We start from the raw sequence: 14597 nt of genomic DNA, 5'->3' as shown, positions 1-14597 counted from the left end.
AAAGCATCTTTATCAGTTGCATTTAAACTTGAACCGCTTTGACAAAAATTGCAAGTTTTATTGTTACATTAAATCCTCGTTACAAATGGGCCTTTTTCGAATGGCACAAATAGCACAGAAAGTGCAACAATTATTCTTGCACTTAGTTCTACGCCTTCCTACAATCGCCGCGATACTGTATTGGTAATTGATACACATTTTGTGCCGATGAGCGACACAAATGGCCTCAGGTCAGCCCGGACAAAGGAAGTGGCGCGGCACCCTCCGCTGCGTCTTGCCCGGCCGACTTCAACTATCGGAATAAGAATAATGAGCCTGCAAAAACATTGGGTTAGCCTTCATCTGCGCGTGTTGGGGCCGGTACTGCTTGCCGCGCTGCTCGCCGGATGCGACCGGGGAGTCGCACAAAACGCCGTGCCGCAGGCACCTGCCGTCAGCGTCGCCGACGTGGTGGTGAAACCCGTCAGCCAGTGGGACAGTTTCAACGGCCGCATCGAAGCGGTGGAAAGCGTTCAGCTCCGCCCCCGCGTCTCCGGCTACATCGACAAAGTGAACTACACCGACGGCCAGGAAGTGAAGAAAGGTGAAGTGCTGTTCACCATCGACGACAGAACCTACCGCGCCGCCCTGGAACAGGCGCAGGCGGCGTTGATGAGAGCCAAAACCCAGGCCAGCCTCGCCCGCAGCGAAGCCAGCCGCACCGACAAGCTGATTGGCACCAACGTGATTTCCCGCGAAGAGTGGGAACAGCGCCGTTCCGCCGCTACCCAGGCCGACGCCGATATTCGTGCGGCCCAGGCGGCGGTTGACGCGGCCCAGCTTAACCTCGACTTCACCAAAGTCACCGCGCCAATCGACGGCCGCGCCAGCCGCGCGCTGATCACCAGCGGCAACCTGGTCACGGCGGGCGACAGCGCCAGCGTACTCACCACCGTGGTTTCTCAGAAGACGGTTTACGCCTACTTCGACGTGGACGAATCCACCTATCTCCACTACCAGAACCTTGCCCGCAGCGGCCAGGGCGCGTCCAGTGACCATAAGGCACTGCCGGTAGAAATTGGCCTGTCCGGCGAAGAAGGTTACCCGCATCAGGGCACCGTCGACTTCCTCGACAATCAGCTCACCGCCAGCACCGGTACCATCCGCATGCGCGCCGTGCTGGATAACGCCCAGCGTCAGTTCACCCCGGGGCTGTTCGCCCGCGTTCGTCTGCCGGGCAGCGCGGAGTTCCAGGCCCTGCTGATCAACGACAAAGCGGTGCTGACCGATCAGGACAGAAAATACGTCTACATCGTGGATAAAGACGGCAAAGCGCAGCGCCGCGACATCACGCCGGGCCGCCTGGCTGCCGGGCTGCGCATCGTGCAGCAGGGGCTGAACCCTGGCGATAAAGTCATCGTCGACGGGCTACAGAAAGTGTTTATGCCGGGCATGCCGGTGAACGCGAAACCTGTCGCCATGGCCGCCACCCGCGCTGCCGTTAACTGATCCCTTACCAGAGAATCCGACGCATGGACTTTTCCCGCTTTTTTATCGACAGGCCGATTTTTGCCGCGGTGCTGTCGATTCTGATTTTTACTACGGGGCTTATCGCGATCCCGCTGCTGCCGATCAGTGAATACCCGGACGTCGTGCCGCCGAGCGTGCAGGTTCGGGCGGAATACCCTGGCGCCAACCCGAAAGTGATCGCTGAAACCGTGGCGACGCCGCTGGAAGAAGCGATTAACGGCGTCGAAAACATGATGTACATGAAATCCGTTGCTGGCTCTGACGGTGTGCTGGTGACAACCGTGACCTTCCGTCCGGGTACCGATCCGGATCAGGCCCAGGTTCAGGTGCAGAACCGTGTTTCCCAGGCCGAAGCTCGCCTGCCGGAAGACGTTCGCCGCCTCGGCATCACCACCCAGAAACAGTCGCCGACGCTGACCCTGGTGGTACATCTGTTCTCGCCGAACGGCAAGTACGACTCGCTGTATATGCGTAACTACGCCACGCTGAAGGTGAAAGACGAACTCGCGCGTCTGCCGGGCGTCGGGCAGATCCAGATTTTCGGCTCCGGCGAATACGCCATGCGCGTGTGGCTGGATCCGAACAAAGTGGCGGCGCGTGGCCTGACGGCGTCTGACGTGGTCACGGCGATGCAGGAGCAGAACGTGCAGGTGTCTGCCGGTCAGCTCGGGGCAGAGCCGCTGCCGAAAGCGAGCGATTTCCTGATTTCGATTAACGCCCAGGGCCGCCTGCACAGCGAAGAAGAGTTCGGCAACATCATCCTGAAAACCGCCCCGGACGGCTCGCTGGTTCGCCTGCGCGACGTGGCGCGTATCGAGCTGGGTTCAGGCAGTTATGCCCTGCGCTCCCAGTTGAACAACAAAGACGCGGTCGGGATCGGTATCTTCCAGGCACCCGGCGCCAACGCCATCGATCTGTCTAACGCCGTACGCGCCAAGATGGCCGAGCTGTCCACGCGCTTCCCGGAAGACATGAAGTGGGCGGCACCTTACGACCCAACGGTTTTCGTGCGCGACTCTATCCGGGCGGTGGTGCAAACTCTGCTGGAAGCGGTAGTGCTTGTTGTGCTGGTGGTGATCCTGTTCCTGCAAACCTGGCGCGCGTCGATCATCCCGCTGATTGCCGTCCCGGTTTCCGTGGTGGGCACGTTCAGCATCCTCTACCTGCTTGGCTTCTCGCTCAACACGCTGAGTTTGTTCGGGCTGGTGCTCGCCATCGGCATCGTGGTGGACGACGCCATCGTGGTGGTGGAAAACGTCGAGCGTAATATCGAAGAGGGGCTTGCCCCGCTGCAGGCGGCGCATCAGGCCATGCGCGAGGTTTCCGGGCCGATTATCGCCATCGCCCTGGTGCTGTGCGCGGTGTTCGTACCGATGGCGTTCCTCTCCGGCGTGACCGGGCAGTTCTACAAACAGTTCGCGGTAACCATCGCCATTTCGACGGTGATCTCGGCGATTAACTCCCTGACGCTCTCCCCGGCGCTGGCAGCTCTGCTGCTGAAGCCGCACGGCGCGCCGAAGGACATGCCTACCCGGCTGATCGACCGCCTGTTCGGCTGGCTGTTCCGCCCGTTCAACCGTTTCTTCCACCGCAGTTCGGACGGCTACCAGGGGCTGGTGAGTAAAACCCTTGGCCGCCGTGGTGCAGTGTTTGCGGTCTACGTGCTGCTGCTGTGTGCCGCGGGCGTGATGTTCAAAACCGTGCCGGGCGGGTTTATTCCAACCCAGGATAAACTCTACCTGATCGGCGGCGTGAAGATGCCGGAAGGCTCTTCGCTGGAACGCACCGACGCGGTGATCCGCAAGATGAGCGAAATCGGTATGAACACCGAGGGCGTGGATTACGCGGTGGCATTCCCTGGCCTGAACGCGCTGCAGTTCACCAACACGCCGAATACCGGCACGGTGTTCTTCGGCCTGAAGCCGTTCGGCGAGCGTAAACATACCGCGGCGCAAATTAACGCCGAGATCAACGCCAAAATCTCGCAAATCCAGGAAGGCTTCGGCTTCTCGATTCTGCCGCCGCCGATTCTGGGGCTGGGTCAGGGTTCCGGCTACTCGCTGTATATCCAGGACCGGGCGGGCTTAGGTTACGGGGCGCTGCAAACCGCGGTGAACACCATGTCCGGCGCGATCATGCAAACGCCGGGGATGCACTTCCCGATCTCCACCTACCAGGCGAACGTGCCGCAGCTGGATGTGCAGGTAGACCGCGACAAAGCCAAAGCCCAGGGCGTGTCGCTGACCGATCTGTTCGGCACGCTGCAGACTTATTTGGGCTCGTCCTACGTGAACGACTTCAACGAGTTTGGTCGTACCTGGCGCGTGATGGCCCAGGCCGACGGGCAGTTCCGCGACAGCGTGGAAGACATCGGCAACCTGCGCACCCGCAACAGTCAGGGGGAAATGGTGCCGATCGGCAGCATGGTGAAAATCACCACCACCTACGGGCCGGACCCGGTGATCCGCTACAACGGTTACCCGGCGGCGGATCTCATCGGGGATGCCGATCCACGCGTGCTTTCCTCCGCGCAGGCTATGACTAAACTGGCCGCCATGTCCGGCCAGGTGCTGCCGAACGGGATGAACATCGAATGGACGGATCTGAGCTACCAGCAGGCGACCCAGGGCAACACGGCGATGATCGTCTTCCCGGTGGCGGTGCTGCTGGCCTTCCTGGTGCTCGCCGCACTGTACGAAAGCTGGACGCTGCCGCTGGCGGTGATCCTGATCGTGCCGATGACCATGCTGTCCGCGCTGTTCGGGGTCTGGCTGACCGGCGGCGATAACAACGTGTTCGTCCAGGTCGGACTGGTGGTGCTGATGGGCCTGGCCTGTAAGAACGCCATTCTGATCGTCGAGTTCGCCCGCGAGCTGGAGATGCAGGGCAAGGGAATTATGGAATCCGCGCTGGAAGCCTGCCGCCTGCGTCTGCGCCCTATCGTGATGACCTCCATCGCCTTTATCGCCGGGACTATTCCGCTGATTCTGGGCCATGGCGCGGGTGCGGAAGTGCGCGGCGTGACAGGTGTAACGGTGTTCTCGGGTATGTTAGGGGTGACGCTGTTTGGTTTGTTCCTGACGCCGGTGTTCTACGTCACGCTGCGTAAGCTCGTTACGCGCGGTAAAACCCAGGCAAAAACCGTCGAGGCATAAGACTTACAAAACGGGTGGTGCAAAACCACCCGCTCAGCCCAATAAAAAAAACCGCCTTCAAAAGAGGCGGTTTTTTTATTTCTGCGGCAAAGCGTTGCGGGGCTTAATGGCCTTTTTTGTAAAGAGACTCCAGCTCAGGCACCGGCTGGCAGCCGCTGGTATCGCTCTTTTTCACTTTCTCCAGCGCGGTGGCCACGGTATGGCGCGCCAGCACGGCCAGAGACGCCTCTTCGGCTTCTTCCGCAATCGTTTTGAAGTACCAGCAGGCGTTGGCGCTTACCACACAGCGGGCAGGCACGTCCGGGCGGGAAGCCCAAATCTTTTTGTCTTCAATCACCGACAGGTAAATATCTCGCAGGGTTATCTCTTCGGCCGGACGGCCAAGATGAATGGAACCGTTGCGCCCCAGCGTCGAAACAATAATGCCGTCGCGCGTGAGGGGAACCATCAGTTTACGGATAAAGCTCGGGTTGGCTTCCAGGCCGTAGGCGAGGATCGCGCTGGTCGAACGTTCACCCATTTGCTCCGCCATCGCTACGCTGAGAACCATCTGCAAAGCTGTCGGGAAGCGGTAATCTAACATTTCATTTTCCTGGGTCGCGGTGAATCTTGTTCTTTTTGGCACCGCTAAGGTGAATAATCAATAAGCACAATATAACAAATGTCAGGTTTTTTTTGAAGCAATCTGAGCTTTCCCTGGGACCCAGCTCAAAATAACCGAAAACTTAATTTTAATAAGTTTCGGCGCTAAACTATTCAATAAATGAATTCTGGCAGGCCGGTAAATAAGTTCAAGTCTTTGCCATGCTGAATAATAAGTCATGTAGCTGATGTTTAATAAAATGCCCCGGCCTGTTTTGACCGGGGAAACTGGTTAGCGGCACTCTGGTTGCCAGTTTAACGCCTGCAGCGCCGCCATATCTTTGTCGTTATCCGCCTTTATACGCTTCACCATGTCGTTTTCGGTTACTTTCGCGTCAGCGGGATACTGGCGGGCAAACTGCAGGTTGACGATGCCGCCGCAGGCCTCACGGGCAAGCCACACGTCTGACTCGTAGCCGCTTTGTTTTGCGTCTCCCGGTTTCGGCAGGTAGATAATCCGAACCTCGGCCACGTCGCCATTTTTCGCTATATCGAAATGGGGCTTCGGCACCGTGCGGTTTAACTCCACCGCCGTTGCCTGCATCCAGCGGTCAAGCGGGGCGTTGAGTTTGATCTGATTGACCGTAATCAGCCGGGTCCACTGCCAGTTTTCGGCCTTTTCACCGTCGGTAGTGTATTCCCATACCGCCTGCTGAGGCGTTGAGCGAGTGAAGGATTGCCCGTAGGTTTTGCCGGCAAAAGCGATGGTTTGCGGAGCCGCCAGGTCTTTAATTTGCGATGTTTTTGCCGACTGCGGGCCCGCACAGGCGGCCAGCAGAAAAGCAGATGCCAGGGTAACGATATGATAAGTTTTCAAAAACGAGATTCCTTTTAGTCTTTATTTAAATATTTCAGAGGCAGGTGCCCGGAAAATACTCGATCATTCTCCGATCTCAGACCATAGAAGGAAGTGCACTAGATTTCAATTCAGTAAGTCTGAAACTGGCGGGCGATCAAATAGATCGTTTATTCATGCTCAACTAATTTCTCAATCAAACGTGGAGGATAAAAAGTGAATTAGCGTTTTTCCCACCAGCGGAATAAAGCCTGATTTTGGATAAAAGCGCCCGGCCCGATCGTTAATCGCCTCGACAAAAATCCGACGCTCATCGCCCCACCTTCCCGCAACAGGCCTATACTTATCGGCGACACTTTTCCGCACGTTCTGTTCTGCATGCACCGATTTATGCGAGATAACGATATGGAATTAAAGGATTATTACGCCATCATGGGCGTGAAACCGACGGACGAACTCAAAACCATCAAAACCTCCTACCGCCGCCTGGCGCGCAAATATCACCCCGACGTCAGCAAAGAGCCCGACGCAGAAGCCCGCTTTAAAGAAGTGGCGGAAGCCTGGGAAGTGCTGAGCGACGAGCAGCGCCGCGCCGAGTACGACCAGATGTGGCAGCACCGCAACGATCCGCAGTTTAATCAGCAGTTCCACCAGGGCGGCGAGCAGAGCTACAACGCCCAGGACTTCGAAGATATCTTCTCTTCCATGTTTGGCCAGCAGGCCAGGCATACTCGCCAGCCGCACGCCGCGCGGGGCCATGATTTAGAAATTGAAGTCGCGGTATTCCTGGAGGAAACGCTGGCCGAACACAGCCGCACCATCAGCTACAAGCTGCCGGTCTATAACGTGTTTGGTATCGTCGAGCGGGAAGTCCCGAAAACGCTTAACGTGAAAATCCCGGCGGGCGTCGGCGATGGGCAGCGCATCCGGCTCAAAGGCCAGGGTACGCCAGGTGAAAACGGTGGGCCAAACGGTGACCTGTGGCTGGTGATTCATATCGCGCCGCATCCGCTGTTCGACATCGTCGGTCACAACCTTGAAGTCGTGCTCCCGCTGGCCCCGTGGGAAGCTGCGCTGGGGGCAAAAGTCGAGGTTCCTACGCTTAAAGACAGCATTCTGATGACCATTCCAGCCGGCAGCCAGGCCGGGCAGAAGCTGCGCATCAAGGGCAAAGGGCTGGTCAGCAAACAGCACACCGGCGACCTGTTCGCGGTGATCAAAATCGTGATGCCGCCTAAGCCGGATGAAAACACCGCGGCGCTCTGGCAACAGCTGGCAGACGCCCAGTCGGCGTTCAATCCACGCCAGGATTGGGGGAAAAAATAATGGCTAACGTTACCGTCACTTTTACCATCACCGAGTTTTGTCTGCACACCGGCATTCAGGCGGAGGAACTCAATGAGATCGTCGGCCTTGGCGTCGTCGAACCTTACGATTTTGAGGTTGAACCGTGGCAGTTTGACGACCACGCCATCAGCGTGGCGCAGCGGGCTTTACGGTTAAGACAAGAATTAGCGCTGGACTGGCCGGGCATCGCCGTGGCGCTCACCCTGATGGAGGAGAACGAACGCCTGCGCCAGGAGAATCGCCTGCTCCGGCAGCGAATAGGGCGTTTTATTCGCCACCCATAAGCGTATCTTCTGGTGGATTATTCAACAGAATATATCCACCAGCCGTGAACACCCTGTTTCATTTAGGAATATTACCTAAGGCAACATCCGCTTCGCTGTGCCAGGCTTATTCACGGTCATAAGGACTGATAACGTTTGTTGAGGATATTATGAAAAAAACGATCATCGCTTTATCTGCAATTCTGCTGGCTGCCCCTGTTTTTGCCGCGACCACCACACATGCAACCGATGAGACCGTCGCCGCGGCGCACGAAGGCGCGAACACTGCCAAAGAGAAACTGCACGAGGCGGAAAACAAAGGCGAAGAGCTGAAGCTTAAGTCGAAACACGCCGCCGAAGGGAAGAGCGACAGCACGGGCAGCAAGATAAGCGAAGGCTCCCAGAAGGCGTGGCATAAAACCAAAGAAGGCACCGAGAAAGGTTGGGACGCAACCAAAGAAGGCGCTGAAAAAGGCTGGAATAAGACCAAAGAAGGCGCGGCCGATCTGAAGAAAAAGGTCACCGAGTAATTCGCTTTCTTTGAAGATAAAGCCGCGAAAGCGGCTTTTTTATTGCTTCAATCTGCCGGTTTCTCAGCAAAATATCGCCCCGGCGTTTTCCCCAATGCCTTTTTAAACACGCCAGAAAAAGCCCCCGGACTGCTGTAGCCCAAATCCAGCGCAATGCGCGTAATGGCTTCCCCTTCACCTAGCCGACCTATCGCCGCCAGCAGGCAGCCCTGTTGCCGCCATGCCACAAAGCTGATGCCGGTCTGCTGCCTGAACTGGCGGGTAAAGGTTCTGCGGCTCATGCCCACGCGCGTCGCCATATCATCAACGGACGTTTCCAGCGAAGGTGCCCGCAAGAACGCCCGGCAGGCCGCCTGCAGACGAGGTTCGTCGGGCAGCGGGGCGTTGAGAGAAAGCCCGGGCATTGAGGCAATTTCATAGAGCAGCAAATCAAGTAGGCTTTGGCCGCGCCCTTCAGGCTGAATGACATCGGCCAGGGATATGGCCTGCGCCAGCAGTTCGCGCAGCAGCGTTGATACGCCAAAAACCTGGCTCGACTGCGGCAGTCCGAGCCGGTGCGCCGCGGTATTACTGATATAGCCGTTAAGCATAATGACCGGTCCGCGCATTTGCATCGCGTGAACCAGGCCGCCCGGCACCCAAATGGCACATTGCGGCGGCACCGCCCAGTTTCCGGCAGGCGTCTCCACGGAGATAACACCGCTTGCGGCGTAGGCGAACTGCCCGCGCTCGTGGCTATGCCGGGGGAAATAATCGCCATCGGCGAAGTGCTTTTCCGTGACGATGATTGCCTGAGGCGAATCCTGATAGAGTGCTGCGTGATTATTTTGCATGGCCCAATTTTATCCATAATTGACCCGTTAATAAAAGCAGGCCAATCAGTGAACCGCTACAGTTCCGGCAACACTTTTCACCGGACGCAGACATGCAGCGCAAACACCTTTTTCTCGCCCTGGCCGTCACCGCCGCCTGGGGGATTAACTTTCCTCTTACCCGGCTTGGGCTGGCCCATATCGATCCCCTTCTATTAACCGCCCTGCGGTTTACGCTTGCCGCCCTGCCATGGGTTTTCTTTATTCGACGCCCGGCGGTGGGTCTGCGCTGGATAGCGGCCTACGGCCTGATTTTTGGCGTGGCGATGTGGGCGCTGATCAATCTTGGCATCGCGTTTGGCGTCCCGCCCGGCAGCGCCGCCTTGCTTATACAGCTCAGCGCCTTTTTTACCCTGGGCTGGGGAGTCCTGCTGTTCGGCGAACGCCTTACACGCCCGCAGCGCTATGGCATCGCGCTGGCAGCGGCAGGCCTGCTCGGCATACTGCTGGATGGCTCCGGCAGCGCAACGCTCACCGGGCTGGGGCTGATTGTCGTCAGCGCGCTGGCCTGGAGCGTCGGCAACATCATCATCAAACTTTCCGGCGTGAAAGAGATCTTCGCTTTTGTGGTGTGGGCCAGCCTGTTTCCCCCTGTGCCGCTGACGCTGCTGACCTGGGCCTGGCACGGCTCAGCACCCTTCACTTCGCTGGCGCAAAATATTGATAAGCAGGCCGTGCTTTCGCTACTGTTCCAGGTTTATGCGGCAACGCACTTCTGCTACTGGGGCTGGAACACCTTGCTCCACACGTACCCGGCTTCCCGCGTGGCACCGCTTTCTTTGCTGATCCCGGTCTTCGCTATGCTCAGCTCGGCGCTGATTCTCGGCCAGGACCCCGATCTCACCAGCGCGCTTTCGCTGGCGGCGATCCTGCTGGCCCTGGCCATCGGCATGAAGAAAGCGCGTCCGCTTAGCCGTTAGTTATGCAGCGTCACGCTGTCGTCCACGCTCTGGCGCCACATGCGAACCTGAGCAGAAGGCGCGTTCGGGTCGGCATAGCCGAAAGAGATCCCGAACAGCAGGCGATAATCATCCGGCACGCCCAGAATTTTACGCGTTGCATCGGCATGGAAACCGAGCAGCGTCTGCGGAATGCCGGCAAAACCGCGCGCTGCCAAAGACAGCAGGAAGCTCTGTCCGTACATGCCGATGTCGGACGCCACGCGCACGTTGTCGCCAAACGACGGCATAAACAGGAACGCCACATGCGGCGCGCCGAAAAAGTTGAAGTTGCGCAGGTACGCTTCGCGGCGCTTCTCTTTATCGTCGCGGGCAATGCCTAATGCATCGTAATAAACCTTCGCCTGGCGCTGGCTGCGTTCATAGTAATCGCCGTGAAAATCGTCATAGCTGAAGCTGAAATCCGGCGTGACGTTGCCCGCCGTATCGTTCTCAATCATCATCTTTTGCAGCGCATCTTTGGTTGCGCCGGAGACAATATGGACGTTCCACGGCTGCGTGTTGCAGTTGGACGGCGAATGCTGGGCATCCTGCAAGACATCGCGAATTTGCGCCTCAGTCAACGGCGTGGGCAGAAACGCCCGGGATGAAAAACGCTGACGCACTGCCTCGTCAAAAGCCAAAACTTTATTGCTCATAGCATCCTCTCTGTGCTTCCCCGACGGTTCGGGAATCATGACTTGCCGGGGAGGATAGCGCTGCCGGACGTCGCGAAAAACCGTATAATCCATTAAGGACTTTTGCGGAAATTGCACAAATGAAAGATCTGAGCCAGATAAATGCGCGCTCAATGCGCCTCTTCCTTGCCGTTATCAATGCAGGCAGCTTTTCCGAAGTGGCCCGCCAGGAGAACCTTTCGCCCTCTTCCGTTTCCCGCACCGTGATTCAGCTTGAGCAATCGCTGGAAACACAATTGCTTTACCGCAACACGCGAGCCGTGGTCGCCACCGAGACGGGGAATATTTACGCCGCGGCGTTCAGGGAAATGCTGAGCCAGCTTGAACAGGCGCAAAACCAGATTGGCGAGCGCCGCCAGCAGCCCGGCGGCGTGCTTCGTTTCAACGCGCCGGTGTCTTTCGGCCTGCGCCACATCGCGCCGTGGATTGCTGAATTCAGCGAACGCTATCCGGCGCTGCGGCTGGAGCTAAACCTGACCGATAACTACATCGATCCGCTGGCGGACGGCACCGATCTGCTGCTGCGTATCTCGCCGATGCAGGACAGCTCGCTGCACGGGCGTTTTATTACCCGCCAGCGCGCCTGGCTGGTCGCCAGCCCGGCCTATCTCGCACGCTACGGCACGCCGCAGAAGCCCGAAGAGCTGCACAGTCATAAACTGCTGGCCTACCGCGGCCTGATGGGGCTACAGCGCTGGTATTTCACACAGGGCGAAGAAAAAGTACAGCTCACGCCGGAGCCTAAAATCATCTCCGGCAACGCTGAAATGCTGGTGAAAGCGGCAGAGGATGGCGCAGGGATCGTGCTGTTCCCGGACTGGCAAATCAGCGATGCGCTGCGGGCAAAACGGCTTATCCCGATGATGACGGATTACACCGCATCCTACAGCGCCACCGACCATTCGCTCTTTATGCTCTACCCCGGCGGGCGCTTCCCGTCGCTTAACACCCGCACCGCGATAGACTTCTTTATGGCAAAGTTTGGCTCTCCGCCCTACTGGCAGGACGCTTAACTCGTTTATCTCCAATCCATTGCATAAACTCGCCGACGTGATTCGCCCACAGATCCGGCCTCGTCATGGTGAAATGCCCCGGCGATGTCGGGGTGCCAGACTGCACCACGTAGCGGCCCTGTTTAAGCTTCGGCACCTCGGTTTCCAGCACGCGCAGGCTGTCCGGATTGAACTCGTCATCCGAGAAGTTCAGCGCATACAGTTTGGTGGTGATTTTGCTCAGGTCAGGCTGCGGGTTATAGCTGAAGGAGGATTTGAGCGAATACAGAACATCATTGGTGTCGATATGGTTGGCGGTGAAACGGTTGTTCGCCAGGAACTTGTCCGCTGCGGCTCCGTCCGGGATCGCCCTTTGCAGATCCGGCGCGCTGTCGATCATCATTCTCAGGATATTGTAGCCCTGAAGCCAGCTCTCAGGCGCCTGAGTATAATTGCCGTTGTGCCAGGTCGGATCGGCTCGCACCGCGTCCACGATCATTCTGCGCCACAGCAGATTACGCCCGGAAACTTTGATCGGCAGCGACACCACCGGCATGACGCCGTCCATCATGTTCGGATACGCCACCGCCCATTGCCAGGCATTCATTCCCCCCATCGACATCCCTATCACGGCGTGCAGATGTTGAATACCCAGCGTTTCGGTCACCAGCTTGTGCTGCAAATCAACCATATCGCCGTAATCGTAGTTGGGGAACTTCGCCTTTAAGCCGTCGCTCGGCTTGCTCGACTGGCCGTGACCAATGCTGTCGGCAAAAATCAGATAGTAGCGGTTCGAATCCAGCGGGCGACCCGGCCCATAGAGGGATTTGGTCCAGACCGGGCTCAGCAGCGCGCGGCTGTCTGCCCCCGTCCAGTGCAGGACAAGAATCGCATTATCAATCTCTCCCTGCGCATTTCGGTGCGCCTTCCCGAGCGTGGCGTAGTGCAGTTTCACCTGCGCCAGCGTTTCGCCATCCCGAAACGTGTAGTTAGCGAATACGGCATCGGCCTGATGTGCCGCCGGGTTGAGCTGGGTGTCCCAGGGAGCTGCGGGTGCTGCTGCGGGGGCGGCAAATACGGGGCTGGAGATCCCGGCTCCGGCAAGCAAGAGGCTTAACAGCAGACTGGCTTTCGTGAGGCTACGCGTAGATTTCATCAAAATTCACCTGGGTAAATGAGCGACTGTTGTCTGGCATCGGGCTGTTTAAAACTTGCCCGCTCAACCATTAACTCTTATAATAAGAGTAACAATGAAAAGATCAACAGCGGTTTAACGATTAGCCGATGGCTTAAATCCGGCGATACACTGTTACCGGATCCACGTTGATGAAAAATAAGGAACGCTATGCGCTCGAAAGGTTTTGAAGGTATGACCTGCTCCGTCGCCTGCGTGATGGGAGCCTTAGGCGATCGCTGGGGAATGCTGATTATGCGGGACCTGTTTTTAGGCCTGCGCCGCTACGATGATTTTCGCCGCTCCAGCGGCATCACCAATGCCACGCTGTCCGACAGGTTAAAAGCGCTTGAAGAGCAAGGGTTGATTACCCGGCAGCGCTACCAGACGAGACCGGATCGCTACGAATATTTGCTCACCGAAAAAGGGCGGGATATCGGGCTGGTGCTGCTGAGCATGATGCAGATAGGCAGCAAGTGGAATATCCCTGACCTTATCGGGCCGTCGCTTTTGATGGTGGACGGCAGCAGCGGACATAAAGTTAAAGTTGCCCTCGTGGATGTCGAAACCGGGCAGCAAGTTTCGCCGCAGGACGTCATGGTGGAGTTGGGCCCCGGTGCCGACGACCTCACCCGCTGGCGTTCGGCGGGTCGAATCAGAACCCCCGAACCCAGCGAAAGCTAAGTCGGGCAAGATCAACGTCAACTCAGTGAGAAAAGTGATGAAAATACTGGTGGTTGGGGCAGGTGCAATCGGAGGTTACTACGGCGCAAGGCTGATTCAAGCCGGCGCTGACGTGACTTTTCTCGTCCGGCCAAAACGGGCTGAGCTGTTGGCAAAGCAAGGGCTGCGGCTGGAAAGCAGTTTGGGCAATTTTAACGCCCCGGTTAACGCAGTCACCAAGGAGAGCCTCCGGCCGGGCTACGATCTGATTTTGCTCAGCTGTAAAACTTACGATCTGCAGGCGGCTATCGAGGACATTACGCCCGCAATTGGCCCTTCAACCGCTATTTTGCCTTTCCTCAATGGCCTCTCGGTTTACGACGAACTCGACGCTCGCTTTGGCCGCGATCGGGTACTCGGCGGCGCGGCTTATATTGCCACCACGCTTAACGCCAACGGCGAGATCAAACAGATGGGTGCGGCGGATCACGTTGTTATCGGCGCGAGATCGCCAGCAACGCTTGATGTCGCAAAAGCTGTTTACGCGCTTTTAGCCTCTTCCGCAGGCGCGCGCATCCTGTCAGATAACATCATGCAGGCGCTGTGGAACAAGTGGGTAATGCTGGCTTCCGGCGCGTTGATGAACTGCCTGATGCGCGGCACAGTGGGAGATATTCTGGCGACACAGGATGGTGAGGCGCTGATGAAACAGGCGCTTTCGGAAAGCCTGAGCGTTGCCGCGGCGGAAGGCTATAAGCTGCCGCCGGAGGAAATCACCAGCATTGAAAAGCGTCTGCTGGATCCCCACTCTGCCTGGGCCGCCTCAATGATGCGCGACATTGCCAGCAACGCGCCACGCCTTGAAGGAGATGCCATCGTCGGCGACATGATTACCCGCGCCACCCGGCACGGCCTGAACGTGCCGCTTTACCGGGCGGCTTATTGCCATCTCCAGGTTTACGCCCACCAGCGTACGGCCGGTGCAGCAACTCAGCAGCCGTTCAAATAGCGAGGTTGT

Annotated in this window: 14 protein-coding genes; 9 read left to right on the top strand and 5 right to left on the bottom strand. The window is 57.8% G+C overall.

What is annotated here, in order from left to right; genetic code table 11:
* The first annotated feature begins 309 nt into the window (after positions 1–309).
* Positions 310–1488: a multidrug efflux RND transporter periplasmic adaptor subunit OqxA gene (gene oqxA / locus F3J29_RS21280; RefSeq protein WP_166869074.1), complete on the top strand. Its 1179-nt coding sequence runs from the start codon at positions 310–312 to the stop codon at positions 1486–1488.
* 23 nt (positions 1489–1511) lie between these two features.
* Positions 1512–4664 (top strand): multidrug efflux RND transporter permease subunit OqxB, encoded by a 3153-nt coding sequence (gene oqxB / locus F3J29_RS21275; RefSeq protein WP_166869073.1) that lies wholly within the window; start codon positions 1512–1514, stop codon positions 4662–4664.
* A gap of 103 nt (positions 4665–4767) precedes the next feature.
* Here the strand turns inward: oqxB and oqxR are convergent, their stop codons facing one another.
* Both oqxR and F3J29_RS21265 read right to left on the bottom strand, forming a co-directional pair.
* Complete coding sequence (gene oqxR, locus F3J29_RS21270) at positions 4768–5247, bottom strand: efflux pump transcriptional repressor OqxR (RefSeq protein WP_166869071.1); 480 nt, start codon at positions 5245–5247, stop codon at positions 4768–4770.
* 291 nt (positions 5248–5538) lie between these two features.
* Positions 5539–6123 (bottom strand): HI_0983 family protein, encoded by a 585-nt coding sequence (locus F3J29_RS21265; protein ID WP_166869069.1) that lies wholly within the window; start codon positions 6121–6123, stop codon positions 5539–5541.
* A 384-nt stretch (positions 6124–6507) separates the two neighbouring features.
* Here F3J29_RS21265 and cbpA point away from each other — a divergent pair, with 384 nt between their 5' ends.
* The 3 genes from cbpA to F3J29_RS21250 all read left to right on the top strand — a co-directional run bounded on the left by cbpA (position 6508) and on the right by F3J29_RS21250 (position 8242).
* A complete protein-coding gene (gene cbpA / locus F3J29_RS21260; RefSeq protein ID WP_166869067.1) occupies positions 6508–7428 on the top strand; it encodes a curved DNA-binding protein in 921 nt (306 codons plus the stop codon).
* Complete coding sequence (gene cbpM, locus F3J29_RS21255; RefSeq protein ID WP_166869065.1) at positions 7428–7733, top strand: chaperone modulator CbpM; 306 nt, start codon at positions 7428–7430, stop codon at positions 7731–7733. Before cbpA ends, cbpM begins: the two co-directional genes overlap by 1 nt.
* Positions 7734–7882: 149 nt before the next feature.
* Entirely contained in the window at positions 7883–8242 is a 360-nt protein-coding gene (locus F3J29_RS21250; RefSeq protein ID WP_166869063.1) for a KPN_00521 family repetitive protein, read from the top strand.
* A 47-nt stretch (positions 8243–8289) separates the two neighbouring features.
* On the opposite strand, the gene F3J29_RS21245 is transcribed toward F3J29_RS21250, so the two are convergent.
* Positions 8290–9075, bottom strand: coding sequence for an AraC family transcriptional regulator (locus F3J29_RS21245; RefSeq protein WP_166869061.1), 786 nt, complete (start codon positions 9073–9075; stop codon positions 8290–8292).
* A 92-nt stretch (positions 9076–9167) separates the two neighbouring features.
* Between F3J29_RS21245 and F3J29_RS21240 the strand changes: the two genes are divergently transcribed.
* Positions 9168–10034, top strand: a complete 867-nt coding sequence (locus F3J29_RS21240; RefSeq protein ID WP_166869059.1) for an EamA family transporter — start codon at positions 9168–9170, stop codon at positions 10032–10034.
* Here the strand turns inward: F3J29_RS21240 and F3J29_RS21235 are convergent.
* Entirely contained in the window at positions 10031–10711 is a 681-nt protein-coding gene (locus F3J29_RS21235) for a nitroreductase (protein ID WP_166869058.1), read from the bottom strand. The genes F3J29_RS21240 and F3J29_RS21235 overlap by 4 nt on opposite strands.
* Before the next feature lie 119 nt (positions 10712–10830).
* On the opposite strand from F3J29_RS21235, the gene F3J29_RS21230 reads away from it, so the two are divergent.
* The gene (locus F3J29_RS21230; RefSeq protein ID WP_166869057.1) at positions 10831–11763 is read left to right on the top strand and encodes a LysR family transcriptional regulator; all 933 of its coding nucleotides are present in this window, start codon (positions 10831–10833) and stop codon (positions 11761–11763) included.
* Here the strand turns inward: F3J29_RS21230 and F3J29_RS21225 are convergent.
* Positions 11720–12898, bottom strand: coding sequence for an alpha/beta fold hydrolase (locus F3J29_RS21225; protein ID WP_166869055.1), 1179 nt, complete (start codon positions 12896–12898; stop codon positions 11720–11722). The two genes, F3J29_RS21230 and F3J29_RS21225, sit on opposite strands and share 44 nt — an antisense overlap.
* 189 nt (positions 12899–13087) lie before the next feature.
* Here F3J29_RS21225 and F3J29_RS21220 point away from each other — a divergent pair, with 189 nt between their 5' ends.
* Positions 13088–13600: a winged helix-turn-helix transcriptional regulator gene (locus F3J29_RS21220; RefSeq protein WP_166869053.1), complete on the top strand. Its 513-nt coding sequence runs from the start codon at positions 13088–13090 to the stop codon at positions 13598–13600.
* A 37-nt stretch (positions 13601–13637) separates the two neighbouring features.
* Entirely contained in the window at positions 13638–14588 is a 951-nt protein-coding gene (locus F3J29_RS21215; protein ID WP_166869051.1) for a ketopantoate reductase family protein, read from the top strand.
* Positions 14589–14597 lie beyond the last annotated feature (9 nt).

Source organism: Enterobacter sp. Cy-643, from assembly GCF_011752815.1.
In the GTDB taxonomy this organism is placed as follows: domain Bacteria; phylum Pseudomonadota; class Gammaproteobacteria; order Enterobacterales; family Enterobacteriaceae; genus Cedecea.
Note: the sequence above shows the minus strand (reverse complement) of the source record. Positions and strands in the feature narration are given on the sequence as shown.

What these genes read in the sequence shown, in the direction of transcription:
- oqxA (WP_166869074.1), top strand. Translation starts at nt 310, where the DNA reads ATGAGCCTGCAAAAACATTGGGTTAGCCTTCATCTGCGCGTGTTGGGG.
- oqxB (WP_166869073.1), top strand. Translation starts at nt 1,512, where the DNA reads ATGGACTTTTCCCGCTTTTTTATCGACAGGCCGATTTTTGCCGCGGTG.
- oqxR (WP_166869071.1), bottom strand. Translation starts at nt 5,247, where the DNA reads ATGTTAGATTACCGCTTCCCGACAGCTTTGCAGATGGTTCTCAGCGTA.
- cbpA (WP_166869067.1), top strand. Translation starts at nt 6,508, where the DNA reads ATGGAATTAAAGGATTATTACGCCATCATGGGCGTGAAACCGACGGAC.
- cbpM (WP_166869065.1), top strand. Translation starts at nt 7,428, where the DNA reads ATGGCTAACGTTACCGTCACTTTTACCATCACCGAGTTTTGTCTGCAC.
- F3J29_RS21250 (WP_166869063.1), top strand. Translation starts at nt 7,883, where the DNA reads ATGAAAAAAACGATCATCGCTTTATCTGCAATTCTGCTGGCTGCCCCT.
- F3J29_RS21245 (WP_166869061.1), bottom strand. Translation starts at nt 9,075, where the DNA reads ATGCAAAATAATCACGCAGCACTCTATCAGGATTCGCCTCAGGCAATC.
- F3J29_RS21240 (WP_166869059.1), top strand. Translation starts at nt 9,168, where the DNA reads ATGCAGCGCAAACACCTTTTTCTCGCCCTGGCCGTCACCGCCGCCTGG.
- F3J29_RS21235 (WP_166869058.1), bottom strand. Translation starts at nt 10,711, where the DNA reads ATGAGCAATAAAGTTTTGGCTTTTGACGAGGCAGTGCGTCAGCGTTTT.
- F3J29_RS21230 (WP_166869057.1), top strand. Translation starts at nt 10,831, where the DNA reads ATGAAAGATCTGAGCCAGATAAATGCGCGCTCAATGCGCCTCTTCCTT.
- F3J29_RS21225 (WP_166869055.1), bottom strand. Translation starts at nt 12,898, where the DNA reads ATGAAATCTACGCGTAGCCTCACGAAAGCCAGTCTGCTGTTAAGCCTC.
- F3J29_RS21220 (WP_166869053.1), top strand. Translation starts at nt 13,088, where the DNA reads ATGCGCTCGAAAGGTTTTGAAGGTATGACCTGCTCCGTCGCCTGCGTG.
- F3J29_RS21215 (WP_166869051.1), top strand. Translation starts at nt 13,638, where the DNA reads ATGAAAATACTGGTGGTTGGGGCAGGTGCAATCGGAGGTTACTACGGC.